The sequence below is a fragment of the Vicinamibacterales bacterium genome (genome assembly GCA_041659285.1).
Lineage (GTDB): Bacteria > Acidobacteriota > Vicinamibacteria > Vicinamibacterales > UBA2999 > 12-FULL-67-14b.
This window is the reverse complement of sequence record JBAZYO010000001.1, coordinates 44,681-68,138: the sequence shown is the minus strand read 5'-3', so window position 1 is coordinate 68,138 and position 23,458 is coordinate 44,681. Positions and strand designations below refer to the sequence as shown.

Here is a 23,458-nt window from a genome sequence, read left to right as displayed (position 1 = left end):
ACTATCGCTGTGGAAACGACGTCCAGCCAGTCATCCAGTTGTCGGCCGGGGCCGGCGGCACCGCGCCAATGAAGGTGACCGGCTCGAAGAAGCCGTCGTTGGGCGGCTGAATCGGCGCGAGCTGACCACCGGCCAGCGTCGCGACGCCGCTCGGCTGGAAGTTGGGATTCTCGTGGTTCGCGCAGCCGGTCGTTGACAGGCCCGGGTCGGTGCCCAGCCTGACGCTCGGGAAGCGGCCGCTGGTGATGTACGGCGTCACGCTGGAGTGCATGTTCGAGGTCATGCCCCACGCCACGCCGGCGCCCATCTCCGACGTTCCGTTCGCCACTTGCGCCGCTGTTGACGCATCGGAAATCTGGAAGCCCACCGACTTGAATCCGGTCACCAGGAAGTTGCGAATCGTGAACGCGGTGCCGCGCCGGAGGTTGGCGGCACGAGCCGACTCGCTGCCCTCGTTGCGGTCGGGATCGCCGCACAGCGTGATGTTGTAGATCTGCGGGTTCGACCGCGGCAGCAGGTTGTTGTTGAACTCGTTGTTGTCGGCCTCGATGCCGTTGTCGGCGTCGTCGCCGCGCTGGTGAATGGCGACAAACTGCGCCCGGCCGGTCCAGCCGAAGGTCCAGTCGAAGCTGTCGTCGGCCGCGTTCGAGGCGACGACGTGCTTCACGTCCACGGTGCCGCCGAAGAACTCGATGGCGTCGTCGCGGTTCATGTGAATCTGCATGTAGTCGAACGAGCCGCCGTTGCCGACACCCTGGAAGGCGATGCCGTTCAGCTCGTTGTCGGGGCTGAACTCGACGCCGGCGAACTCGACGCGGACGTAGCGCAGCGTGCCGCTGTTGTCGTTCGGGTTGGTGCCGCCGTAGATGCCGGTGTCGGCCTCGCCCTGGCCCTCGCCGCCCTCGAGGTTGAGGGGGGCCGAGCCGTTGATGATCAGGCCGCCCCAGTCGCCGCGGTCGCGGCTGCCGACCGGCTGGTCGCTGGTGAACACGATCGGCGCCGTGCGGGTGCCGATGGCGTTGATGCGGCCGCCCTTCAGCACGACCAACGTGCCGACGCTGCCCGACTCGCCGATAATCGTGGTGCCCGCGGCGATATTGAGCGTGCCGCCGGAGCGGACGAAGACCGCGCCGCGCAAGACGTAGTAGTAGTTGCTGGTCCAGTTCTCGGTACCGGCGATCTCGCCGGTCACCACGATGACCGGCTTGTCGATGCCGGCGACGGTTACCGGCGGCGCCTGGTCGGCCCGCAGCGAGGCCAGTTGGCCCACCGTGAGCGCCGCGCCCACTACGACCGCGGCCAGAGTGCGTGAAACCTGATTCATGATGTCCTCATCCGCTCCTGTATTAATCCGCTGCTAGAACATGTTGAGGCCGAGCGAGAAGCCGAACACGCGGCCCAGCTTGAAGGCGCGCTGGCTCTCGGAGCCCTGGGTAAACCGGTAGTCGGCGTCGGTCAGGTTCTCGGCGCTGAGCCGCAGGTTCAGGCGCGACCCCAGCCGCTGCTGCACCACGAAGTCGACGGTCTCGCGGCCCTGCTCGAGGATGTCCGGCGCCTGGTTGGAGCCGACATCGGAAATGCGGTCGCCGAAGTAGTTCACCAGCACGCGCGCCGAGAAGCCGCGGGTGGCGTACTCCGCCGTCAGGTTGAACAGGTTCTTCGACTGCCCCGCCAGCGGGCGCTCGAGCGACGTCTGCACCGAGCGCTGTTCAGGCAGCAGCGTGATCTTCGAGTTGACGAACGTGTAGTTCGCGTTCAAGAACAGGCCGTGGCCGAAGTCATACGCGCCTTCGAGCTCGACGCCGACGTTGCTGGCCTTGTCGGAGTTCTGGAACGTCGCGATCGGCTGCGCGCCGGCGATCACCACGCGCTCGATTGGCTTGTCGAAGCGCTTGTAGAACACGCTGGTCGACAGGATGCTGCGGCCACCGGGGAAGAACTCCCAGCGGGCATCGACGTTCTGGATCAGCGCGCGCTGGAGGTCGGGATTGCCGCGCGTGGCCCGGCTGCCGACGACGTCGGTGAACTCGAAGGCGGCCAGCTCGCGGAACTCGGGCCGGTTCACCGTCGAGCTGTAGCTCAGGCGAAGGTTCTGGCGGCCGCCGAACGACTGCACCAGGTTGATGGCCGGGAACACGTCCGTGTTCTTGAGGTTGGCGGAGATGGTGCGGACGAACAGGCCGAACGGGTCGAAGGTCTCGACGGTCTGGTCGAACTGCTCGACGCGCACGCCGCCGTTGATCCGGGTCTGCCCGGTCAGCGCGATGTCAACCATGCCATACGCCGCCGCGGTGGTCTGATCCCCGCTGTAGGCGTCCACCGGACGGGTCTCCTCGTTGAAGCGGAAGGCGGTGCCGATGTTCTGCTGCGTGAACAGCGCCTCGGGCTGCAGCGTCGCGTTGAAGAGCAGCGCGGGCGGATCCGACTTCGACAGGACGACCGGGATGTAGCGGAAGCGGCGGGATTCGAAGTCCCGGGTGCGATCAACGTAATTCACGCCGAACTTGAACTGCGTCGGCCGGTTGCCGGAGGTCTTGAACACGCTCCAGTTGGCGGCGACGTCGAGCGTCTTGTCGTCGAGGTTGTTGAACAGGCGGAAGCCGCTCTGCGACTCGTCGGCCAGCACCGGCGCGATGCTGAGATTGGGCTGCGACGTGCCCGAGCGGAACGGCTGCTGGTAGAGCGTTTCCCGCAGGTCCGGTTCGTCGCGATTGGCGTTGGCGTAGTTCACGCGCCAGTCGATGCGGCTGCCGCCGAGGCCGCGGAGGAAGTGCTCGCCGGTGAGGGCGTTCGACATCAGGCCCTCTTCGATGAACTGCAGCCGGCTGTTGTAGTAGTAGAAGTTGTTCTCGGTGTTCGGCCCCTCGAAGGTCCGGCCCTCGTCGCGGCCGCTGTGGCTGTAGAAGTTCTCGAGCGAGACGCGGTGGTTGGTGCTGAACTGGTACGACAGGTTGGCCACCGCACCGAGCTGGGCGCGCTGGGTGCCGGTCTTCATGTGGTAGTCGCTGACCGCCTCGAGCTCGGTGGCGCTGTCGCCAACGCGGTAGAACGCGCGATCCTCCTCGACATACTGTTCCTTGTAGGAATGCATGGCGCTCGCGACCAGGCCGAACTTGCCGAAGCGGTTGCCGAACACCGCGCCCCAGTTCTGGCCGGGCGCGCCATCGGCCGCCACCGGACGCCACTGGTTGTCCAGCAGGCGGCCGAAGGTCGCGGTCTGTTCGGGTAAGTAGCCGACATCCGGCGTATAGACGCCGCGGCGGACGATCTTGTTCGACGGCATGCCCGCCGGCAGCGCCCGCGCGCCATCGTCAAAGCCCAGCCAGTCGCGCCGGCCCAGCGGGCTGAGCGGCAGCGACTTGCCCGTGGCGTTGGAGTAGAAATTCAGGCCGTAGGAGAAGTCAAGGACAGGACGGTTCGGGAACTTCAGCGGGTTGATCTGCACCAGGCCGCCGGCGAACTCCGCGGAGCGGTCCGGCGAGTACGACTTGCTGACCTGGACGCTGTCCAGCAGCCCGGCCGGGAACAGATCCAGCGGCACGACCTTCTTGTCCGGTTCGGTCGTCGGCAGCGTCGAGCCGGCCAGCGTGGTGTTGCTGTAGCGCTCGCCGAGGCCGCGGACGAACACATACTGGTTGTCCACCACCGAGAGGCCCGTCACCCGCTGCATCGCCGCGGCGGCGTCGGAGTCGGCGTTCTTCTTCATCTCCTGCGAGCCCAGGTTGTCGGTGATGACCGCCGAGTTCTTGCGCTCGACGATCTGCGCTTCAGCCGATGAGGTCACCGCGTCCACGGACGCGTCGCCCCGCACCGTGACGGTTTCGGCGAAGCGCGACATCGCGAGGCCGACATTGGCGTCGATCGCGCGCGAACCGGCCGGCACGGTGACGTGGATCGTCCGCGGCTCGTAGCCCTCGAGGGTGACGCGCAGGTCATGGCTGCCCGGCGCCAGGTCGAGCACGTAGCGGCCATCGACGTCCGTATAGACCGTGCCGTTGCCGATCACCTCGACCGGCACGCCGGGGAGCGTGATGTTGTTGGAATCGTCGCGGACGACGCCGGTCACCCGGACCTTGCGCACCGCGGCGGTTTGCGAGGCCTGCCCGGCCAGCACCGGCTCAGCGGTGCCCAGGAGCAGCCAGCTCGAGAGCATTGCCACGCTTATCGTTCGAAGGCTCATACACCCCTCAACATGAAAACAGGAACACGCTTCCGGCCCGCCCGGGGACGCAGAAGCAACGTGTTCAGGTTAGTGAGACGGTATGAATCGCCTGCGACGGGGATGTTACAACCGCGTTAACGATACGCCCGGCGCCCCGGAGGTCGAGCCTGGGCCGATAATGTGCGATCATGACCGGGATGGGCGCCCGCCCGGACCGGGCATCCGCGACCCAGCTGAACACGTTTCTCGAGGAGCACCATGACCCGGATACTTTCGACTATCGCGCTCTCGTTCGTTGTGACGCTCGGCCTGTCGGCGCAAGGCATGAAGCACGTTGACCTGAAGGACGCCAAGGGCGCATCGGTCGGCATGGCCATGATTTCGGCCGCGAGCGGCGGCGGTATCTCGATCGCCCTCGACCTGAAGGGCCTCACGCCCGGCGAACACGCGATTCACATTCACTCGGTCGCCAAGTGCGAAGGCCCCGCGTTTACCAGCGCCGGTCCGCACTTCAACCCCGCCGGCAAGAAGCACGGCCTGCAGAGCCCCGAAGGCCCGCACGCCGGCGACATGATGAACTTCACCGTGGCCGCCGACGGCACCGCCAAGGCCACCGTCACCAACAAGGCCGTGACGATGGGTGAAGGCGCCAACTCGATTTACGCCAACGGCGGCACGGCGCTGATGGTTCACGCCGCGGCCGACGACATGAAGACCGACCCGGGCGGCGCCGCCGGCGACCGCATCGCGTGCGCCGTCATCATCAAGTAGTCGCTGCGCTCCCTGACGGACGGGAGAGGATCCTCGTCGGGATCTTCTCCCGGCTCCCTCACCCTGAAGTCCGCGTCGTCGTCAGTGACATCGCGACCATCAACAATCCCGCCGCCAGCAGTCCGAACACCACACCGTAACCGGTCGCACCGGCCAGGGCCGCGGCGCACACCGGGCCGGCCGCGCGCGCCAGTTGCTGCGGCCGCGCGAACACACCGTTCATTTCTCCGGCCCGGCCGGATCCGTAGAACACCAGCACGAAGTACGGCCGCGCGAGAACGGCGAGCCCGGAACCGAACGCGAACAACGCCACGCCCACCGCAATGGCGGCGAACGATCGCGATGCCATCAGCACCAGCAGCCCGGTGATCTGGAGGCCGACACTGCCGGCCAGCAGCATCATGGGGTTCACGGAGCGGTTGTGGTGCATGAAGAGGAGCCGGCCCGGGAGCTGCATCACGCCAAACAATCCCCCGAACGCGGCGGCGGTCGTCGGTGACAGCCCTCGCTCGATCAGCGCCGGAACCAGGTTGGTGGCCAGGGCGGCACCAACGAAGCTCGAGCCGGTGAACACGGCAATCATCTGGGCCAGTCCCGGGCGCTTGCCGACGTCACCGGATGGGACGCCATCGTCAAGATCTGGATCCGCCGGCACACCGCGTGGCCGGCTCAATGTCGCCAATGCAAAACGCTGGACGGCGAGCGTCGTCACGGCCAGTCCCGCGGCGAGCACGCCGACGGCCTCGCGCCACCCCAGGCGCTCGACCAGCGCGCCCGTCAATGGAAGGAATACTGTGCTGGCGACGCCGCCGAAGATGGTGATGGTCGCAATCGCCCGCAGGCGGTCGCCGGCGTGGCTCACCGCCTTGCCGACGATGGCGAAGACCGGTTCGTAGAGAACGGCCGACATGCACAGGCCGAGCGCGGCCCAGATCAGGTACGTGAGGTAGACGTTTGGCACCAGCGCCCACGACGCGAGCAGGCCCGCCGCGGCCAGGCCACCGGCCTGCACCACGGACGGACCATGTCCGCGATCGACGAGACTGCCCACTCGCGGCGCCACCGCGGCCGAGACCAGCAGCGCCACGGAGAACGCGCCGACCACGACCCAGCGGGCGACGCCGAGGTGGCGCTCCACGGGAACGATGAGCACGCTGAAGGCGTAATACAGCACGCCCCAGCTCACGCACTGGCCGAGGCCAACGACCCAGACCGCGCGGCGCGTCATTTGTGCGCGAGCGACCCGATTTGCAGGAGCGGTGGCGGCACCGTGGTGCAGCACCCGGACGCGCCGTCGGTGGTGGTGGAGTTGCAGACACCCGTCTCGGGCAGTTCCAGCTCGACGCGCGCCGCGGCCGCCAGGTCACCGGACAGGTACGCGACCACCGACCGCGCCTGCTCATAGCCGGTCGCCAGCAGGAACGTCGGCGCGCGGCCGTAGCTCTTCATGCCGATCACGAAGAAGTCTTTTTCCGGGTGCGCCAGCTCTTTTGCGCCGTGAGGCCGGACGGTGCCGCAACTGTGTTCGTTGGGATCGATGAGCGGGCCGAGGGCCGACGTGCACTCCAGCCAGGGGTCCATGTTGATGCGGACTTCGTTCAACATCTGGAGATCCGGGCGGAAGCCGGCGCAGACGATCATCTCGTCGGCGGCCACCCTGGATTCGACACCGCGCAGCGCGCCCGTGATCTCGAGCCCGCCACCGGACCGCGCGATGGCCCGGATGCGGTAAGGGCTCAACACGGTGAGGCGGCCGGATTCCACCGCCCGCTTCGCGCGCGCGCCCAGTTCCCCGCGGGCCTCGAGCGCGTCCGCCGAGCCGCCGCCCCACACCGTGTCGAGGTTCTCGCGGCGCATCACCCACACGATCCCGGTCCCGGGGGCCTGCTCAGCGAGTTTCAACAGGTCGAGGATCACGTTGAAGGCCGAATGGCCGCTGCCGACGACGACGACGCGCTTGCCCGCGAACCGCGCCCGGGCAATCCCCGACACGTCAGGGATGCCGTACGAGATGCGATCGGCATTCTCGCGCTCGCCTGGCACCGCCAGGCCGCTCGAGCCGGCCGGGTTCGGCCGGCTCCACGTGCCGCTGGCATCGATGACCGCCCGGGCCTCGATGACCTCGCCGGTGTCGAGGTGGACCTCGAACGGCTGCGCGTCACGCCCCTTGGTCCGCACCTTGTCGAAGTCTTTGCGGCCAATGGCCGTGACACGGGCGTTCAGCCGGACATGCGGCGCAATCCCGGGCAGCCCGCCCAGCGGCGCGACGTAGCGATCGACCAAGTCGTTCCCGGTGGGCAGCACCTCGTCTGGAGGGGCCTGCCAGCCATGGGCCTCGAGCAACTGCCGCGCCGTCTTGTCCACGGTATATCGCCACGGCGAGAACATCGTCACGTGGCCCCATTCGCGGACGGCGGCACCGACTTCCGCGCCGGCCTCGAGCACGATGAATGGCTGCCGCCGCGCCACCAACTGGGCCGCGGCGGTGAGGCCCACGGGGCCTCCCCCGATGATGGCCACCGGTCGTGAATCGCTCGCCGACATTCCTTACGCTCGCTTTCTCATGAGAAGGCGGGGCCCTCCCGTCCGGAAACACAGTCCCGTCATATACGGTTTAGCGAATATATTGACCCGTGATATATTTGTCAACACGAATATGATTCCGCCGATGGAATTACACCAGGGCCGCAGATGACACAGAAGGCTTCGTGCTGCTCCGCCACACCGGCGCCCAAGGTGAAGAACCTGGACGCGCTCACGCAGGTGTACTCGGCGCTGGCGGACGCGACCCGCCTCCGGATTCTGGCGCTGCTGCGGGACGGTGAAGTCTGCGTCTGCGACATTCACGCCAGCCTCGACGTGCCGCAGCCCACCGCGTCACGCCATCTCGCCTACTTGCGCAAGGCGGGCCTGGTGGACGCACGGCGCGCCGGCATCTGGATGCACTATCGGCTGACCCCCATCGAGAACCCCGTGATCGCCGCCGTCGTTGCCGCTGCCCTGCACGCGCTCTCGCATGCCGAGGTCAGCGCCAAGGACGAACGGCGGCTGCAGGTCGCCCGCAAGGCGTCGTGACCACCGTCCTGTTCGCCTGCGTGCACAACGCGGGCCGGTCGCAGATCGCCGCTGCCCTCTTCAATCGCCTCGCGGATCCGCTCAAGGCGCGCGCCATCTCGGCCGGCACCCAGCCCGCTGATCATGTGCACCCGGAAGTTGTCGCGCTGTTGCGTGAGATGGGCATCGACCTGTCCGGCCAGAAACCACAGAAGCTCACCGACGACCTCGCGAACCAGGCGCAGTGGCTGATCACGATGGGCTGCGGCGACGAGTGTCCGGTCGTGCCCGGCGCCAGGCGAGACGACTGGCCGCTTGCCGATCCGAAGGGGCAACCCGCAGCCGTGGTCCGCGGCATCGTCGATGACATCGATCGACGCGTTCGCGCGTTGATCTCCGACAACGGCTGGCGCTAGCCCCGCCACCGTCCGCCACGTCGCGGACTTGTCATCGAACAGCGTTATCGTGCGCGCATGTCCAACGGAATTCGTCCGAACGGACCGCATTTGCCGCTGCATCGGCGCCTGCGCTTCGGGAACCTGATCGACCTGCACGTGTTGGATACGCGGCAATACCGATCGAAACAAGCCTGCAATGCCGGCGCAAGAGACAATCCGCATCTCACCTATCACAGCAACAAGCGCGGCTACATCGCGTGCACGGCCACGCCCAAGACGATGCAGGCGGACTTCCGCGTGATTGACAAGGTGACCATCCGCGGCGGCGCCGCGCGAACGGCCGCGACGCGCGTCGTGCAGGCCGGCACGCCCGGCAGCCTGGTGTCGTAAGCCTGATGGAAAAAACGTCCTGCTGCCGATCGTCGCCGGTCTGCAGCAGGACAACGGAGGTGGGTCAAGACTACCGGGCGCTCTTGACGTTTCGTTGACGGCCGGCTGACGAATCGGTGTCGGGCGGAGCGTCGTCTCCCACGACACGAAGGATCCGGACGTGGGCGCGCGCACGCTGGCGGCGGCCTTCAGCGCCGGCGTCGACTTCATCGCCACGGATCATTACGAGGAGTTCGCGCAGGTGCTTTCGACAACACCGCGTCGCTGAACCGTCTTGCAGTCGCAACGCCCGCTGGCTACACTCGGGCGCCATGACGACGCCCCGACGCGAATTCTTGAGGCACGCGGCGCTCATCGGCGGCGCCGCCGTCACCGTTCCGCTCGAGGCGCTGTGGCGCCCCGCCGCGGCCGGCCGGCTCGCGCCCGACGACATCGGATACGGGCCGCTGCGCCCGGTGAACGATGAGACCACCGGGCTCCCGCTGCTCCAGTTGCCGGACGGGTTTCGTTACCGCTCGTTGGGCTGGATCGGCGATCCGCTCGATTCCGGCAGGCGCACGCCCGGCAGGCACGACGGCATGGCCGCGTTTGCCGGCGCCAACGGCACCGTCGTCCTGATACGCAATCACGAACTGGACCCCGGCCCGGCGTTCGATTCGTCGATCGCCTACGACGAGCGGGCGGGCGGCGGCACGACCACCCTCATCTTCAATCCCGTCACGGGCCTCTTGACCAGTTCGCGCACCAGCCTCGCCGGCACCTTGCGCAACTGCGCCGGCGGCATGACGCCGTGGAACAGCTGGCTGAGCTGCGAAGAGACGACGCTCGGGCCAGCCGAGGATCCCTCGCTGCGGCGACCGCACGGCTATGTCTTCGAAGTGCCCGTCGACGGCACACCGACCTTGGAGCCGCTGGTCGCAATGGGGCGTTTCTTCCACGAAGCCGTCGCCGTCGATCCGGAAACCAGCATCGTCTACCAAACGGAAGACCGGCGGCGTGCGGGCCTGTATCGCTTCACACCGCGGTCACCGCGGCGCCTCGCCGACGGTGGGCGCCTGGAGATGTTGGCCGTCGATGGCCGGCCCCGCGCGGATCTCCGACAAGGCCAGCGAGCCGGCCAGACGCTAGGCATCCACTGGGTGCTGATCGAGCAGCCAGACAAGGCGCACGTCGACCCCGCCGCCTTCGACACGGGCGGCGTGTTCGCACAGGGACTGGAGAAGGGCGGCGCCATCTTCGGCCGCCTCGAGGGGGCGTGGTACGGCAGCGGCCGCGTGTTCGTGACCAGTACCGAGGGCGGCGACGCCAAGATGGGGCAGGTGTGGGAACTCGACATTCGCAACCAGGCCATCCGCCTGGTCTACGAGTCACCCGGTGCCGAGGTGCTGAACATGCCTGACAACCTCGTGGTCAGTCCGCGCGGCGGGCTGGTACTGTGCGAGGACGGCACGGCCAATCCGTGCGTGCACGGCCTCACGCGCGACGGCAAGATCGTCCGCTTTGTGCGGAACAACATCGTCCTCGGCGGTGAGCGGAACGGCATCGCGGGCGACTTCCGAAGCGGCGAGTTCGCCGGCGCCACGTTCAGTCCCGATGGCCGGTGGCTGTTCCTCAACATCCAGACGCCCGGGTTCACGGTCGCGATCACCGGTCCATGGGAGCGTGGCTCCCTGTGATTCGGCGTTGAACTGATCCGCGTCATCAGTGTCATCTGCGGCCCTGGTGATGGCATCTGCGTATAGAATTCAGCCCAAATGTCGCGCACTCGCGGCCTGGCCGCGCTCGTTGTCCTCTATCTCGTCCTCGCCCACCTGATTCCGGCCCCCGCCACCATCACGCCACAGGGGTGGCGGCAGACGGCGATCTTCATCTGCGTGATCGCCGGGATGGTGACCGAGCCGCTGCCGGCGTCGGCGCTGGTGCTGATGGGCCTCACGGCCATGGTCGCCAACGGCACGCCGATGCCGCAGGTGCTGGGCGGGTTCGCCGCGCCCTCGGTGTGGCTGGTCATCATCGCCATGCTGATCGCCAAGGTGATGCTCGACTGCGGCCTGGCGCGCCGCATCGCCCTGCTGTTCGTGCGCGCGGTCGGGCGCACGTCGCTGGGCGTCGCCTACGCGCTGCAGATGACCGACGTCACGCTCGCCTCCGGCGTGCCCTCGATCACCGCGCGGAGCGCCGGCATGGTGCTGCCGATCGCGCGCAGCATCGCTGAGCTGTTCGATTCCCACCCCGGTCCGAGCGCCAAGCGGCTGGGCGCATTCCTGATCGCCGCCATGTATCAGGGCTCGGCGGTGGCGTGCGCGATGTTCCTCACCGGCCAGGCCAGCAACCTGCTGGGCGCCAACCTCGCGCTGAAGCTGGCCAACGTCGAGGTGACCTGGGCGAGCTGGTTCGTCGCCGCCATTGTGCCGGGCCTGCTGTCGTGCGCCGTGGTGCCGTGGATCGCGTATCGCATACTCACACCAGAGGTCACCCGCACGCCGGAGGCGCCGATCTTCGCCGCCGCCGAGCTCAAGAAGATGGGGCCGCTCAGCCGCGACGAATGGGTGACGCTCCTGGTGTTCAGCGGCGTTGGCGTCATGTGGATCACCTCCGCCTGGCATCGCCTGGATGTCACGTTCGTGGCGCTGGTCGGCATCGCCGTGCTGCTCTCGTCGGGCACCCTGAGCTGGCAGACCGCCGCCAGCGAACGGTCGGCGTGGGACGTGTTCGTCTGGTACGGCGGCATGCTGCGCATGGGCGAGCTGCTCAACGACACCGGATCCACGCGCGTGCTGGCCGAACACGTCGGCGGCCTCTTCGTCGGCATCCCGTGGGCCATCGTGCTCGTCGGCATCCTGATCATCTACTTCTACGCGCATTACTTCTTCGCCAGCATCACCGCGCACATGCTGGCGATGTTCCCGCCGTTCGTGGCGGTGCTGATCGGCATCGGCGTGCCGCCGCCGCTGGCGGTCTACAGCCTGCTGTGCACCGCCAACCTCACCGCCGGCCTCACCCACTACGGGACCACGACCGGGCCGATCCTGTTTGGGGTGGGCTACGTGTCGCGCAGCGACTGGTGGAAGGTCGGCTTCGTCACCTCGGTGGCGAACATCGTGATCTGGCTCACCGCGGGCGCGGCGTGGTGGAAATGGCTGGGGTTGTGGTAGGGCGCGCGCCTTCGTAGGGCTCGGTCCTTCGGACCTCGTGGGGCTCGGCGCTGCGCGCCTCGTGGGGAAATGCCTTTTCCCCAGGAGCGAGCGACCCCGACGAGCGGCGGAGCCGCGAGCCCGACGAGCGCCGAAGGCGCGAGCCCCACGCGGTCGCGACGCGACCGCGCCCACCCTACGCCGCGAGCACACCCGCGACCCGCGCCGCTTCCGCGGGCTTCGCGAGCAAGTCATACAGCAGATCCCGGTTGAACCGCTGTTCGTGGATGAAATGCATGAACGCGCCGGCCATCACCAGCGGCATGACCGGCAGCCCCAGGATGCCGCCGAACGTGCAGGCGTAACCGCGCCAGTCGGCCGGACGCGTGACGGTGGTCGCCACCGCTTCGGTCATGAAGTTGCCGGCGAAGCGCCACATGTCGGAGAGCATCGTGCGGTGGCCGCCGTGGTCACCACCGGCGATCGCCCGACCGGCGCGGAGACCCGCCATGAACTCCTCACGGGTGCGCGCACCCGGCACTTCGGTCCAGGTCAGTCCGATGCCGCGACCGGTGTGGGAGTCGCCGCCACCGAGCACGTGCTTGCCGGTGGCCCGCGCCAGGCACATCGCCGTGCGGTTCTGCGAGGGGAGGCGGGTGCCGTTGATCACTTCGAGGCCATCGACCCACGGCAGAATTGCCGCCAGGTGGCCGGCCGTGAGCGGGCCGTTGATGCCTGAGGCCACGTGGTTGAGAGACGTGTAGACACCTTGTTGGCTGAGGTACGGCATCAACTGCCGCACGTCGTTCCTGAGCCGCTGGATCTCGTCGTGCTGAGCCGGGGTGATGTCAAGAACGTTGAGGTGAACGCACAGGTCCGCATCCGCGAACTCTGCCGTCACCTCGCAGCCGACCAGCACATCCGGCCGGTCGGCAATCGCGAGGGCGCCGCTGATTTGGTCATGGTCGGTCACGGTGACCAGATCCATGCCGCGCCGCTTGGCGGTGTCGTGCACGCTCTCGGGCGTGTTGTAACACTCGCGCATGAAATGGTTGAAGGGGAACACGGTCGCGCGGCCGGAGTGGAATGTGTGGACGTGTGTGTCGAGTTTCACCGCTCACCTCCGCTAACTGGATCCATCAGTCCTTCCGTCACTGCTCTTGAAAGGCAGAATGCCTCAAGCGCATGACGAACCTGTGGCCTGGCCTTGTCGTTCCGGCAAACTCTACGGGCGGACGTCGAGGTGCGCCCTATCTTTGGGGCGGTGATGCAACAGCTCCGACACGAAGTTCCGCGCATACAGCCGGAACACGGCGCCCTTCCCCATCGCGTTGTAGCGCCGCGCCGAGGTCTCGAGGTAGCAGTCGTAGCGCAGCTCGACGCGACCGATACGCGACAGCCGGCGGCCGAGGTTGGTGTCTTCGCCGTGAAACTCGATCGTGGTGTCGAACCCGCCAATACCGTCGAGCGCCTCGCGCCTCACCGCGAAGTTGCCGCCGTAGAACACCACGCCGATCCGCAGCACGTATTTCACGAGGACGTGGGTGGCCGGGCCCAGAGTGAAATCGTAGGCGCGCAGCAGCGTCCGTCCCAACCAGTCCCAATCGTAGAAGCGGTAGTTGCCCGACAGCGCGATCAGGCCGGGATCGCCGGCGAAGCGCCGCGCGATCCGCTCCAGCCAGGTCCGCGGCGCCCGGCAATCGGCATCGACATACACGAGCACGTCGCCGCGCGCCTCTTGCCGGCCGCGCTCGCGGGCGATGACCAGGCCCTTCCGCGGCTCGTCGACCACGCGCACGCCGCGCACCTGGCGGGCCACCTGCCCCGTCCGATCCGAGCTCGCGTTGTCGATGACGATGATTTCGTCAGGCAGCCGGCTCTGCGATCGCAGCGACTGCAGGCACGGGGCGATGTAGCCCTCTTCGTTGTAGGCGCAGACGATGACGCTGATGGTCATGCTGGAACCACAGGGTACGGCGCCGCCATGACGCGGCGATCACGGGCGGGTAACGCCGCCGTGAATTACGACCGCGGTCCACGATCACCGGACGGCCGGATTGGTAACTCAGAATTAACGCCTCCGTCACCGGCTAGAAATCTCCAACCGTTACCGTTGAGGGCAATGGAACCGGCAACTCAGATGACCAGCCGCTCTCGGACCACGGCATCAGGACGCGCGACCGAGAAGACCCGCGTGCTGGTGGTCGAAGACGAAAAAGACATTGCCGGCCTGGTCAAGCACACGCTCGAGCGCAGCGGTGACGCAATCGTCGAGGTGGCGGAGAGCGGCGACCAGGCATTGAAGCTGGCCGGCGAGCAGCCGGTGGACCTGATCATCCTGGACCTCAACCTGCCCGTGCTGGGCGGCCTCGAAGTGTGCCGCCTCCTCCGAGGCCGGCCCGCGACCGCCAGGACCCCCATCATCATGCTCACGGCCCGGAGCAGCGAAGGCGACCGCGTCGTCGGGCTCGATGCCGGCGCCGACGACTACGTCACCAAGCCCTTCAGCCCGCGCGAGCTCGCCGCCCGTGTCCGCGCGGTGCTCCGCCGCGGCCGGCCGGAAGAAGCGGGCCCGCCACCCATCTATCGGGGACAACACCTCGTCGCCGATTTCGACGCGATCTCGATTGCCGTGGACGGCGTTCCAGTGCGGTTGACCCGGCGCGAATACGAACTGCTGCGGTACCTCGTAGAGAACCGCAATCGCGTGCTCTCGCGCGATCGCCTGCTTGAACGGGTGTGGGGCTACGACCGCATGATCGAGACACGGTCGGTGGATGTACACGTCGGCCGGCTGCGCAGCAAGCTCGGCGCCGCCGGCAAGCAAATCGAAACCGTCGTCGGCCTGGGCTATCGATTCATCGAAACCGAGAAGTAGACACTTCTCAGTTCACCTCGGCCCAGCCCTTGGTGCGGAGCTCGTCCAGCTCGATCGAGATCGATCGCTGCGCGCGCTCCACGCGGTGCCAGTCCTGGTAGTGCGCCTGGCGCACGACCTGGCTGTCGCGCTCTTCGCGAACCTCCCAGCCATCAGTCGTCATGAGAATCGAATACCGGCGCGTGTGTTCGTGGAATTGAAGCTTCTTGGTAAAAGCGTCCATGGCTCTTACCATGCTGACCTGAAGTCCGGCAGCGCGGGTGTAAATTCTAGGCGACAAGTTCTCGGTCAAATGCGAGAACTAATTGATAAGTCAGGGTTTAACGCGAACTAGCAGGGCTAGCGGCCGCGTCCGAAGCTCGACCGTGGTTGAGCCGTTTCGCGGCTCCCCGTCGACATGAAATGAGATCGCTTGGTCCGACGAGATGTCCACCGCGGCAGCGGTTCGCATCAGCACCTTGTCGTCGGCCTGCAGCGTCCCGCGAAAGAACGCCGGTATGCGTGACGCCATGCTCAGCACCGATTGCGGCTTCACGACGACCACGTCCAGTTGGCCATCGTCGAGACGGGCATGCGGCGCGATTTGCGCGCCGTTGCCGTACTGGCGGGAGTTGGCCATGGCGATGAACAGCGCCGGCGTCGAGAACACGGCCGGACTCCTGCCGTCTGACACGGCGATCGAGTACTCGCTGGCGCGGTAGGTTGACACCTCGCGGACCGTGGCCACGACGTAACCGAGCAGCCCGCGTCGTGCGCCCGGCTCGGCCAGTCGAACCGCAATGCGCGCATCCAAGCCGATGCCGGCCACGTTGAAAAACAGCGAGCCGTCCAGGTCGCCGGCATCGATGGCGCGGTTCGCACCTGACGCCGCGACCCGGAACGCCGCGGCGACATCGAGCGGCACCCCGAGGTCACGCGCGAGGCCGTTGCCCGAACCGCCCGGGATGATGGCCAGGGGCACGCGCGTGCCTGCCAGGGCGGCACCCACGCCGTTCACCGTTCCGTCGCCGCCCCACGCCACAACCAGTTGATGACCGGCCGTGAGAGCCTCGGTCGCAAACCGTTCGGCATCAGCCGGTCCGGCGGTGATGCGCACGTCGGCCGCGAACCCGCCGCGGGCCAGCGCCTCCTTGGCGAGCGCAATACACGAGTCGAGGGTGCGCACGCGGCCCGGCCCGGCAATCGGGTTGATGACGACGGTCGCGTTCATCAAGGGGCGAGGGCGCGGAGGGCGCGGGGCGTGAGGAACCAGCGCAGCGTGCCGGGCCCGCCGGGCGTGGCGCCGTCCACGTCGATGGCGCAAATCGCGCCCTTCTTGAACGCGATGGTGCCTCGTGCGCCGAGCAGGCGCGCGGCCAGCTCACCCAGGTCGGGCTCGTGGCCCACCAGCGCCAGCCGGCGGTGCTGCTTGGCGTGGGTCTTGATGGCTTCCACCACCGCCTGATACCGGCCGCCCGGCGCCAACGCCTCCACCTCCGCGATGGCGGGCTTCGGCTTGAGCCCCGACGCCAGCAAGGTGGCCGTCTCGCGCGCACGCACCAGGGGGCTGGTCAGCACGAAGTCGATGACGACGTCGAGTTCGAGGAGGCCGGGGACGGACGCGGCGAACTTCTTGACGCCGGCTGGCGTCAGCGGACGCAGGCGGTCGTCGGGATACTTCGGCCCGCGCTCGGCGGCAACGCCGTGCCGAACGAGGTAGAGCTCGATAGTAGCGGCCATGACATCCTTGGGGTTACGCCGCAGTCGAGCGGGATTGCCCGGCGGTGTCGATGACGGCCTCACACATCTTGATGAGGTGCGGCCGCGCGTGCATGTAGGCGGCGTGCCCTTCGCGGCACTCATCCTCCAGCACGCGAATGAGCGAATCGAGTTCGGCCATGCCGCGACGGTCGCGCGCGGCGAGCGACGCCTGCACGGCGCGGGCCCGCTCGATCAGGGTCTCGAGGTCGTGCATGCGGCCCAGCAGATCCTGCAGCGTGCGCAACCGGCCAAGGTGCGCCCGGGATCGCGAGTGCATCAGCTCGCGCTGGATCTCGATGGCGTATCGCAGCTTCTTGGCGGCGATGCGGACGCGATGCAACCGGTCCGGCAGGTAGATGCCGCCGGCGTGCTCGATGGCGGCGCCCATCCGCCGCGCGCGGGTGGCGGACCGCTCCGCGGCTTCGGCCACCGCGTCGGCGGGCACCGCGGGATGGGTGTCCGGGGCGGCGACATCGACCAGCCGCTTGCGCAGTGTGTCGAGGCGGGACGGGGTGATTTCGTCGAGCATCTCCCGCCGTCGCTCCAGGCGCTCGGCAACCACCGCGGCGCGGACTCGGTTGATGGCGCGGGCCGCCGCGTCGCCGCGGCCTTCGAGCTCGGCCAGCAGCAGGAGGGCGACATCCAGTTCGCGGACCGGGCCCAGCGCGCGGGTAATGCGGCGGACACGGCGATCAACGCGGTCCAGCGCCTGGCCGTCGGCACTGGCGCCCAGCACCGGCAGGACCTCGCGCAACCGTCGCGACGCCACGCGGGCCTGGTGCACCGACGTCTCGTCGCCTGACTGCGCCGCGGGCATCGCGGTGAGCAGCGACACCAGGCGTTGGCGGACCATGGCGACGGAGAGGGCTGAACGCTCCATGCTAGGATGAACTTCCGATTATACCCTTCGACTCGGAGTCGAGCCGGCAAGCCGGGGCGGCTCCTCGCTCAGGGCAGGTCCACCACTATCCCCTTTGCCCATGCGCCTAGCTGCCATCGACATCGGCACCAATTCGGTCCACATGATTGTGGTTCGCGTACGGCCGGACTTCTCGTTCGAGGTCGTGGACCGCGAAAAGGAAATGGTCCGGCTGGGTGCCGGCGGCCTCGACGGCAAGAAGCTGACGCCCGAATCGATGAACGCGGCGCTCCAGGCGTTGTCGAAGTTCCAGCGCCTGGCCACCTCGCACCAGGTCGATGAGATTCTCGCGGTGGCGACCAGCGCCACGCGCGAGGCGGAGAATGGCGGCGCCTTCCTCAAGGAGATCGAGCGGAAGACCGGCATCCGCGCCCGCCTCATCACCGGCACCGAAGAAGCGCGGCTGATCCACCTGGCGGCGGTCTACGGCGTCGATACGCCGAAGCCGGCGGTGGTGATCGACATCGGCGGCGGCAGCGTCGAGATCACGCGCGGCAGCGGCCGCGAGGTCGAGTTCGCGCGCAGCTTCAAGATCGGCGTCATCCGCCTGACCGAGCGGTTCGTGGACTCCGATCCGATTTCGACCCGCGACGAGCGCAAGATGACCGAGTTCATCGGCGAACAAGTGGACCGCTACCTCGAGACCATTGTCGAGGCCGGCTACGACCGCGTGATCGGCACGTCGGGCACCATCCTGTCGCTCGGCACCGTAGCCACGGCGATGGACCGCGGCACGCCGCCGCAGGAAGTGCGCAACCTGCGGGTGCCGGCCAAGAGCTTACGGCGCCTTCGGAAGACCGCCCTCGACATGGATTTGGAAGAGCGGATGCACCTGCTCGGCCAGGATCCCCGCCGCGCGGATCTGATGGTGGCCGGCGTCATCCTGCTCGACACGGTGCTCAAGAAGCTGGGCGCCGACGAGATCACGCTGTGCGACCTCGCGCTCCGCGAAGGCGTGCTGCTGGACTACATCCACGGCCACCGCCGGCACATCGCGCGCGTGGATTCGTATCCGGATGTCCGCCGCCGGTCGGTGGTCGAACTCGCCGAACGCTGCCGATGGGAAGCGGAACACTCGCGCCAGGTGGCCGCGCTGGCCCTGACGATGTTCGACTTCACCAAGCGGATTCATGGCCTGGGCGATCGCGAGCGCGAGTGGCTGGAGTATGCCGGCTTCCTCCACGACATCGGCAACCACATCAGCTACGAGAAGCACCATCGGCACTCGTACTACCTGATCAAGAACGGCGACCTGCGCGGGTTCGAGCCGGAGGAGATCGACATCATGGCGCTGGTGGCGCGCTATCACCGCCGCGCCACGCCCAAGGACGACCACGTCGGTCAGCAGGATCTCAGTAAGCCGCGCCGGCACACAGTCGAGGTGCTGTCGGCGTTTCTCCGCCTCGCCGAGACCCTCGACCGCAGCCGCCACGGCGTCGTCCGGGGCCTCGAAGTGCGCGAGCGGCTGGGCGAACTGCGCATCAACGTGCAGGCGGTCGGTGATGCCGAGCTGGAGGTCTGGGCCGCGCGCAAGCAGGCGCGGGCGCTCGAAGACGCGCTCGACCGGAAGATCCGCATCGAGAAGATCCCCTACCGGAAGGGCCTCAAGGCCGTTAACACAGAGTTAACACGCCAGAAACTACCGCGAAACCCCCGGCGTGTACGCTAGGGACCATGTTGCTGTTACCCATTCGACACATGGCACCCGTCGTGGTGCTGACTCTCACGCTGGCCGCCTGTGGCGGCGGCGGTTCCACCTCAACCGGCACGCCGGCGGCCGGCCCTGCCCTTGTGTCCCTCGATGGGTCCAGCACGGTCTTTCCGATCAGCGAGGCGGTCGCGGAAGAATTCCAGAAGGCCGACAAGTCCGCGCGCGTGACCGTGGGTATCTCCGGCACCGGCGGCGGCTTTCAGAAGTTCTGCCGCGGCGAAATCGACATCAGCGACGCCTCGCGTCCGATCAGCGCCACCGAAGTGGCCGCCTGCGCCAAGTCGGGCGTCGAATACGTCGAGCTGCCGATTGCCTACGACGGCATTGCCATCGCCGTGCACCCCAAGGCCACCTGGGCCGACAAGATCACGGTGGCCGAGTTGAAAACGATGTGGGCGCCGGATGCGCAGGGCAAGGTCACCAAGTGGAACCAGGTTCGTGCCTCCTGGCCGGACCGCGAAATCCACCTGTTCGGCGCCGGCGTTGACTCCGGCACTTACGACTACTTCACCGAAGCCGTCAACGGCAAGGCCAAGGCCAGCCGCGGCGACTTCACCTCGAGCGAAGACGACAACGTGCTGGTGCAGGGCATCAGCAACGACGAACTGGCGCTCGGCTTCCTCCCCTTCGCCTACTACGAAGAGAACGCGGCGCGCCTGAAGCTGGTGCCCGTGGACGACGAGAAGGCCGACAACGGCGCCGGCCCGATCCTGGCGGGCCCCGACACCATCCGGACCGGCACCTATCAGCCGCTGTCGCGGCCGGTGTTCATCTACGTCTCGAAGAAGGCGGCGGAGCGCCCCGAAGTGCAGCGCTTCGTGGACTTCTACCTGAAGAACGCCGAGGCCCTCGTCCGCGAGGTGAACTACGTCGGCCTGGGCGCCGACATCTACGGCATGGTCACCGACCGCTTCGCCAAGCGCACCACCGGGTCGGTGTTCTCCGGGCAGAACACGATCGGCGTGACCATCGACCAGTTGCTGAGCAAGGAACGCGCGCAGTAGCGCGATCACATGTCCACTCGGACGCTCGAATGGATCATCGAGCGGGTGCTGTTTCTCTGCGCCGCGCTCTCGGTGCTCACCACGGCCGGCATCATTGCCGTGTTGGCGTTCGAGACCTATGAGTTCCTGCGGGTGGTGCCGGTCCTCGACTTCCTGACCGGCACCGAGTGGACGCCGCTGTTCTCGAACCAGAAGTTCGGCGTCCTGCCCCTGGTGGTGGGCACCATGCTGGTGTCGGCCATCGCGATGGTGGTGGCCATGCCGATGGGCCTGCTCTCGGCCATCTACTTGAGCGAGTACTCGCCCAGCGGCTTCCGCCGGGTCGTCAAGCCGGTGCTCGAGATCCTGGCCGGCGTGCCCACCGTCGTCTACGGCTACTTCGCGCTCACCTTCGTCACCCCACTCCTGCAGGTGGTCTTCCCCACGCTGTCCGGTTTCAACGCGCTGAGCCCCGGGCTGGTGATGGGGCTGATGATCCTGCCGCTGGTCTCGTCGCTGTCTGAAGACGCGATGCGGGCCGTGCCGCAGGGCCTGCGCGAAGGCTCGTATGCCCTCGGCGCCACGCGGATGCAGACAGCCCTGCGGGTCGTAGTGCCGGCGGCGTTTTCAGGCATCACCGCCGCGTTCATCCTCGCGGTGTCGCGGGCGATCGGCGAGACCATGATCGTGGCGATTGCCGCGGGCCAGCAGCCCCGCCTCACCGGCAATCCGTTCGTGCCCATTGAAACGATGACCGCCTACATCGTGCAGGTGTCGCTCGGCGACACGCCGCAAGGCACCATCGAGTACCGCACCATCTTCGCGGTCGGCATGCTGCTGTTCGTGATGACCTTCGGCCTGAACCTGATCAGCACGTGGCTGCGCAACCGGTTCCGCGAGGAGTACGCATGAGGAAGCATGCGGACCTGTTCTTCCAGTTCGTCTCGCTGGGCGCCCTGGTGGTCGCGCTGGTGGCCCTCGCCGCGCTGGTCTTCGACATTGTCTCGGACGGCGCCTCGCGGTTGAGCTTCCAGTTCCTGACCAACATCGCGTCCCGCAACGCCGAAGAGGCGGGCGTCTACCACGCGCTGATGGGCAGCATCTGGGTGATCCTGCTCACCGCCGCCCTGGCGCTGCCGATTGGCGTCGCCGCGGCCCTCTACCTCGAGGAGTACGGCTCGCACAGCCGGATGGCGGGCTTCATCGAGCTCAACATCTCCAACCTCGCGGCCGTGCCCTCGATCATCTACGGCCTGCTCGGCCTCGGCCTCTTCGTCCGGCTGATGGGGATGGGGCAAAGCGTGATGGCCGGCGCGGCGACCCTGGCGCTGCTGGCGCTGCCGGTGGTGATCATGTCCACCCGCGAGGCCCTGCGCACGGTACCCAGCTCGATTCGCGAAGGCTCGTATGCCCTCGGCGCCACCAAGTGGCAGACCATCTGGCACCAGGTGCTGCCCATGGCCCTGCCGGGCGTGCTGACCGGGCTCATCCTGGCCTTGTCGCGCGCCATCGGCGAGACGGCGCCGCTCATCACGATCGGCGCACTCACCTACATCCCGTTTGCGCCTGACGGCATCTGGTCGAAGTTCACGGTGCTGCCCATCCAGGTCTTCAACTGGGTGTCGCGGCCACAACCCGAATTCAAGGCGAACGCCGCCGCTGGTATCCTTGTGCTGATGGTGCTGCTCCTGTCGATGAACGCGATTGCCATTATCGTCCGCGATCGGCACCAGCGCCGGGGGCGCGTATGAGCGTGGCCAACAGCACCGTGCCCGCCAGCCTGGCCAGCGTCGCCAGCCGGCCCGGGCAAACCGCCGCCTCGCTCGAAGCGCCGGTGAAGATCGACGTCGAGGGCCTGAACTTCTACTACGGGCCGAAGCGGGCGCTCGACGGCATCACCATCCAGATCCGCGCCAACCTGGTGACGGCGTTCATCGGGCCGTCGGGCTGCGGCAAGAGCACCTTCCTCCGCACGCTCAACCGGATGAACGACATCATCCCGGCCACCCGCGTCGAGGGCCGCGTCCAGATCGACGGCGAATCCATCTACGACGCGGGGGTTGACGTCGTCCTGTTGCGGCGCCGGGTCGGCATGGTGTTCCAGAAGTCCAACCCGTTTCCGAAGTCGATCTTCGAGAACGTCGCCTACGGGCTGCACATCAACGGCCTGGTGAAGTCCAAGGCCGAGATGTCGGATCGCGTCGAAGAAAGCCTGCGCCAGGCGGCGATCTGGGATGAGGTCAAGGACCGGTTGCACGAATCGGCGCTCGCCCTGTCGGGCGGCCAGCAGCAGCGGCTGTGCATTGCCCGCGCCCTGGCCATCCGCCCGGAGATCCTGCTGATGGACGAACCGGCGTCGGCCCTCGACCCGATCGCCACCCAGCGCATCGAGGAGCTGATCTACGAGCTCAAGAAAAAGTACACGATCGTCATCGTCACGCATAACATGCAGCAGGCGGCGCGGGTGTCGGACTTCACCGCGTTCTTCTGGCTCGGGCGGCTCGTCGAGTTCGACCGGACCGATCGGATCTTCACGGCGCCGGCGGAGAAACTGACCGAAGACTACGTCACAGGCAGGTGCGGCTGATGGAACGCGTGTTTCGGCACTTCCAGGACGACCTCGACGCCCTCAAGCAGCGGCTGCTGGCCATGGGCGGCCTCGCCGAGGAGCGGGTGCGCGAGTCGGTGCGCGGGCTGATGGACCGCGACGGCGACGCGCTCGACGCCGTGCTCGGCGGCGACCAGCCGATCAACGACCTCCACATCGAAGTGGACGACCGCTGCTTCAAGCTCCTGGCGCTGCACCAGCCGATGGCCGCCGACCTCCGCGTGATCGTGGCCGCCGTCAAGATCAACACCGACCTGGAGCGGGTCGGCGACCTGGCCGTGAACATCGCCGAGGCCGGCAAGCGCTACCTGCGCCACGCGCCGGTCAAGCCGCTCATCGATATCCCGCGCATGGGCGAACTGGCGCAGGAGATGCTGCGCGACTCGCTGGACGCCTTCGTCCGCCGCGACATGGCCCTCGCCGAGGCCGTCCTGCGGAAAGACGACACCCTGGACTCCCTCAAGACCCAGATCTTCCGCGAGCTGCTCACCCACATGCTGCAGGCCCCGGGCACCATCGAGCCGGCCCTGGACCTGATCCTGATTTCCCGCCACCTGGAGCGCATTGGCGACCATGCCACCAACGTGGCCGAGGACGTCATCTTCATCCTCTCGGCCAAGGACGTCCGCCACCCGATGTCCGGGGTCGTCAAGACCGAATAAGCCCGCCCCCACCCCGGCCCGGCTCACTCAGTCCGTGACGGCAATCGG

Annotated in this window: 23 protein-coding genes; 13 read left to right on the top strand and 10 right to left on the bottom strand. The window is 67.5% G+C overall.

What is annotated here, in order from left to right:
* Nucleotide 1 precedes the first annotated feature (1 nt).
* Both WC815_00315 and WC815_00310 read right to left on the bottom strand, forming a co-directional pair.
* A complete protein-coding gene (locus tag WC815_00315; protein ID MFA5907198.1) occupies nucleotides 2-1,324 on the bottom strand; it encodes a hypothetical protein in 1,323 nt (440 codons plus the stop codon).
* A gap of 33 nt (nucleotides 1,325-1,357) precedes the next feature.
* A complete protein-coding gene (locus WC815_00310; GenBank protein ID MFA5907197.1) occupies nucleotides 1,358-4,153 on the bottom strand; it encodes a TonB-dependent receptor in 2,796 nt (931 codons plus the stop codon).
* A 267-nt stretch (nucleotides 4,154-4,420) separates the two neighbouring features.
* On the opposite strand from WC815_00310, the gene WC815_00305 reads away from it, so the two are divergent.
* Nucleotides 4,421-4,933, top strand: coding sequence for a superoxide dismutase family protein (locus tag WC815_00305; protein MFA5907196.1), 513 nt, complete (start codon nucleotides 4,421-4,423; stop codon nucleotides 4,931-4,933).
* A gap of 58 nt (nucleotides 4,934-4,991) precedes the next feature.
* Here WC815_00305 and WC815_00300 read toward each other — a convergent pair whose 3' ends face one another.
* On the bottom strand, nucleotides 4,992-6,161 hold the full coding sequence (locus WC815_00300; protein MFA5907195.1) for an MFS transporter: 1,170 nt from the start codon (nucleotides 6,159-6,161) through the stop codon (nucleotides 4,992-4,994).
* Nucleotides 6,158-7,453, bottom strand: coding sequence for an NAD(P)-binding domain-containing protein (locus tag WC815_00295; protein ID MFA5907194.1), 1,296 nt, complete (start codon nucleotides 7,451-7,453; stop codon nucleotides 6,158-6,160). The genes WC815_00300 and WC815_00295 overlap by 4 nt, the downstream gene beginning before the upstream one ends.
* 171 nt (nucleotides 7,454-7,624) lie before the next feature.
* On the opposite strand from WC815_00295, the gene WC815_00290 reads away from it, so the two are divergent.
* The 5 genes from WC815_00290 (at nucleotide 7,625) to WC815_00270 (ending at nucleotide 11,930) form a co-directional block, all read left to right on the top strand.
* Nucleotides 7,625-8,008: a metalloregulator ArsR/SmtB family transcription factor gene (locus WC815_00290; protein ID MFA5907193.1), complete on the top strand. Its 384-nt coding sequence runs from the start codon at nucleotides 7,625-7,627 to the stop codon at nucleotides 8,006-8,008.
* A complete protein-coding gene (locus WC815_00285) occupies nucleotides 8,005-8,403 on the top strand; it encodes an arsenate reductase ArsC (GenBank protein MFA5907192.1) in 399 nt (132 codons plus the stop codon). The genes WC815_00290 and WC815_00285 overlap by 4 nt, the downstream gene beginning before the upstream one ends.
* Before the next feature lie 57 nt (nucleotides 8,404-8,460).
* Complete coding sequence (locus WC815_00280) at nucleotides 8,461-8,775, top strand: alkaline phosphatase D family protein (protein MFA5907191.1); 315 nt, start codon at nucleotides 8,461-8,463, stop codon at nucleotides 8,773-8,775.
* Between the two features lie 311 nt (nucleotides 8,776-9,086).
* Nucleotides 9,087-10,451, top strand: coding sequence for an alkaline phosphatase PhoX (locus WC815_00275; GenBank protein ID MFA5907190.1), 1,365 nt, complete (start codon nucleotides 9,087-9,089; stop codon nucleotides 10,449-10,451).
* A 78-nt stretch (nucleotides 10,452-10,529) separates the two neighbouring features.
* Nucleotides 10,530-11,930 (top strand): DASS family sodium-coupled anion symporter, encoded by a 1,401-nt coding sequence (locus WC815_00270; GenBank protein MFA5907189.1) that lies wholly within the window; start codon nucleotides 10,530-10,532, stop codon nucleotides 11,928-11,930.
* 175 nt (nucleotides 11,931-12,105) lie between these two features.
* Here the strand turns inward: WC815_00270 and WC815_00265 are convergent, their stop codons facing one another.
* Both WC815_00265 and WC815_00260 read right to left on the bottom strand, forming a co-directional pair.
* Nucleotides 12,106-13,023 carry a PHP-associated domain-containing protein gene (locus tag WC815_00265; protein ID MFA5907188.1) on the bottom strand — a complete coding sequence of 306 codons (918 nt, stop codon included), beginning with the start codon at nucleotides 13,021-13,023 and terminating at the stop codon, nucleotides 12,106-12,108.
* 111 nt (nucleotides 13,024-13,134) lie between these two features.
* Nucleotides 13,135-13,866 (bottom strand): glycosyltransferase family A protein, encoded by a 732-nt coding sequence (locus WC815_00260; protein MFA5907187.1) that lies wholly within the window; start codon nucleotides 13,864-13,866, stop codon nucleotides 13,135-13,137.
* A gap of 183 nt (nucleotides 13,867-14,049) precedes the next feature.
* Here WC815_00260 and WC815_00255 point away from each other — a divergent pair, with 183 nt between their 5' ends.
* Nucleotides 14,050-14,787 carry a response regulator transcription factor gene (locus tag WC815_00255; protein MFA5907186.1) on the top strand — a complete coding sequence of 246 codons (738 nt, stop codon included), beginning with the start codon at nucleotides 14,050-14,052 and terminating at the stop codon, nucleotides 14,785-14,787.
* Between the two features lie 7 nt (nucleotides 14,788-14,794).
* Here WC815_00255 and WC815_00250 read toward each other — a convergent pair whose 3' ends face one another.
* The 4 genes from WC815_00250 to WC815_00235 all read right to left on the bottom strand — a co-directional run bounded on the left by WC815_00250 (nucleotide 14,795) and on the right by WC815_00235 (nucleotide 17,407).
* On the bottom strand, nucleotides 14,795-15,010 hold the full coding sequence (locus WC815_00250; GenBank protein MFA5907185.1) for a hypothetical protein: 216 nt from the start codon (nucleotides 15,008-15,010) through the stop codon (nucleotides 14,795-14,797).
* Nucleotides 15,011-15,100: 90 nt separating this feature from the next.
* Nucleotides 15,101-15,997 carry a diacylglycerol kinase family protein gene (locus WC815_00245; protein MFA5907184.1) on the bottom strand — a complete coding sequence of 299 codons (897 nt, stop codon included), beginning with the start codon at nucleotides 15,995-15,997 and terminating at the stop codon, nucleotides 15,101-15,103.
* Entirely contained in the window at nucleotides 15,997-16,506 is a 510-nt protein-coding gene (gene sixA, locus WC815_00240; GenBank protein ID MFA5907183.1) for a phosphohistidine phosphatase SixA, read from the bottom strand. Before sixA ends, WC815_00245 begins: the two co-directional genes overlap by 1 nt.
* 13 nt (nucleotides 16,507-16,519) lie before the next feature.
* On the bottom strand, nucleotides 16,520-17,407 hold the full coding sequence (locus WC815_00235) for a CHAD domain-containing protein (protein MFA5907182.1): 888 nt from the start codon (nucleotides 17,405-17,407) through the stop codon (nucleotides 16,520-16,522).
* A gap of 100 nt (nucleotides 17,408-17,507) precedes the next feature.
* Here WC815_00235 and WC815_00230 point away from each other — a divergent pair, with 100 nt between their 5' ends.
* Genes WC815_00230 through phoU form a run of 6 tightly spaced genes read left to right on the top strand, consistent with a single transcriptional unit; the run spans nucleotide 17,508 to nucleotide 23,410 of the window.
* Nucleotides 17,508-19,115, top strand: coding sequence for a Ppx/GppA phosphatase family protein (locus WC815_00230; GenBank protein ID MFA5907181.1), 1,608 nt, complete (start codon nucleotides 17,508-17,510; stop codon nucleotides 19,113-19,115).
* 5 nt (nucleotides 19,116-19,120) lie between these two features.
* The gene (locus WC815_00225) at nucleotides 19,121-20,161 is read left to right on the top strand and encodes a PstS family phosphate ABC transporter substrate-binding protein (protein ID MFA5907180.1); all 1,041 of its coding nucleotides are present in this window, start codon (nucleotides 19,121-19,123) and stop codon (nucleotides 20,159-20,161) included.
* A gap of 9 nt (nucleotides 20,162-20,170) precedes the next feature.
* On the top strand, nucleotides 20,171-21,052 hold the full coding sequence (pstC, locus tag WC815_00220; protein ID MFA5907179.1) for a phosphate ABC transporter permease subunit PstC: 882 nt from the start codon (nucleotides 20,171-20,173) through the stop codon (nucleotides 21,050-21,052).
* Nucleotides 21,049-21,891 carry a phosphate ABC transporter permease PstA gene (gene pstA, locus WC815_00215; GenBank protein MFA5907178.1) on the top strand — a complete coding sequence of 281 codons (843 nt, stop codon included), beginning with the start codon at nucleotides 21,049-21,051 and terminating at the stop codon, nucleotides 21,889-21,891. Before pstC ends, pstA begins: the two co-directional genes overlap by 4 nt.
* A gap of 2 nt (nucleotides 21,892-21,893) precedes the next feature.
* Nucleotides 21,894-22,727: a phosphate ABC transporter ATP-binding protein PstB gene (gene pstB, locus WC815_00210; protein ID MFA5907177.1), complete on the top strand. Its 834-nt coding sequence runs from the start codon at nucleotides 21,894-21,896 to the stop codon at nucleotides 22,725-22,727.
* Complete coding sequence (gene phoU, locus WC815_00205) at nucleotides 22,727-23,410, top strand: phosphate signaling complex protein PhoU (GenBank protein MFA5907176.1); 684 nt, start codon at nucleotides 22,727-22,729, stop codon at nucleotides 23,408-23,410. Before pstB ends, phoU begins: the two co-directional genes overlap by 1 nt.
* Nucleotides 23,411-23,458 lie beyond the last annotated feature (48 nt).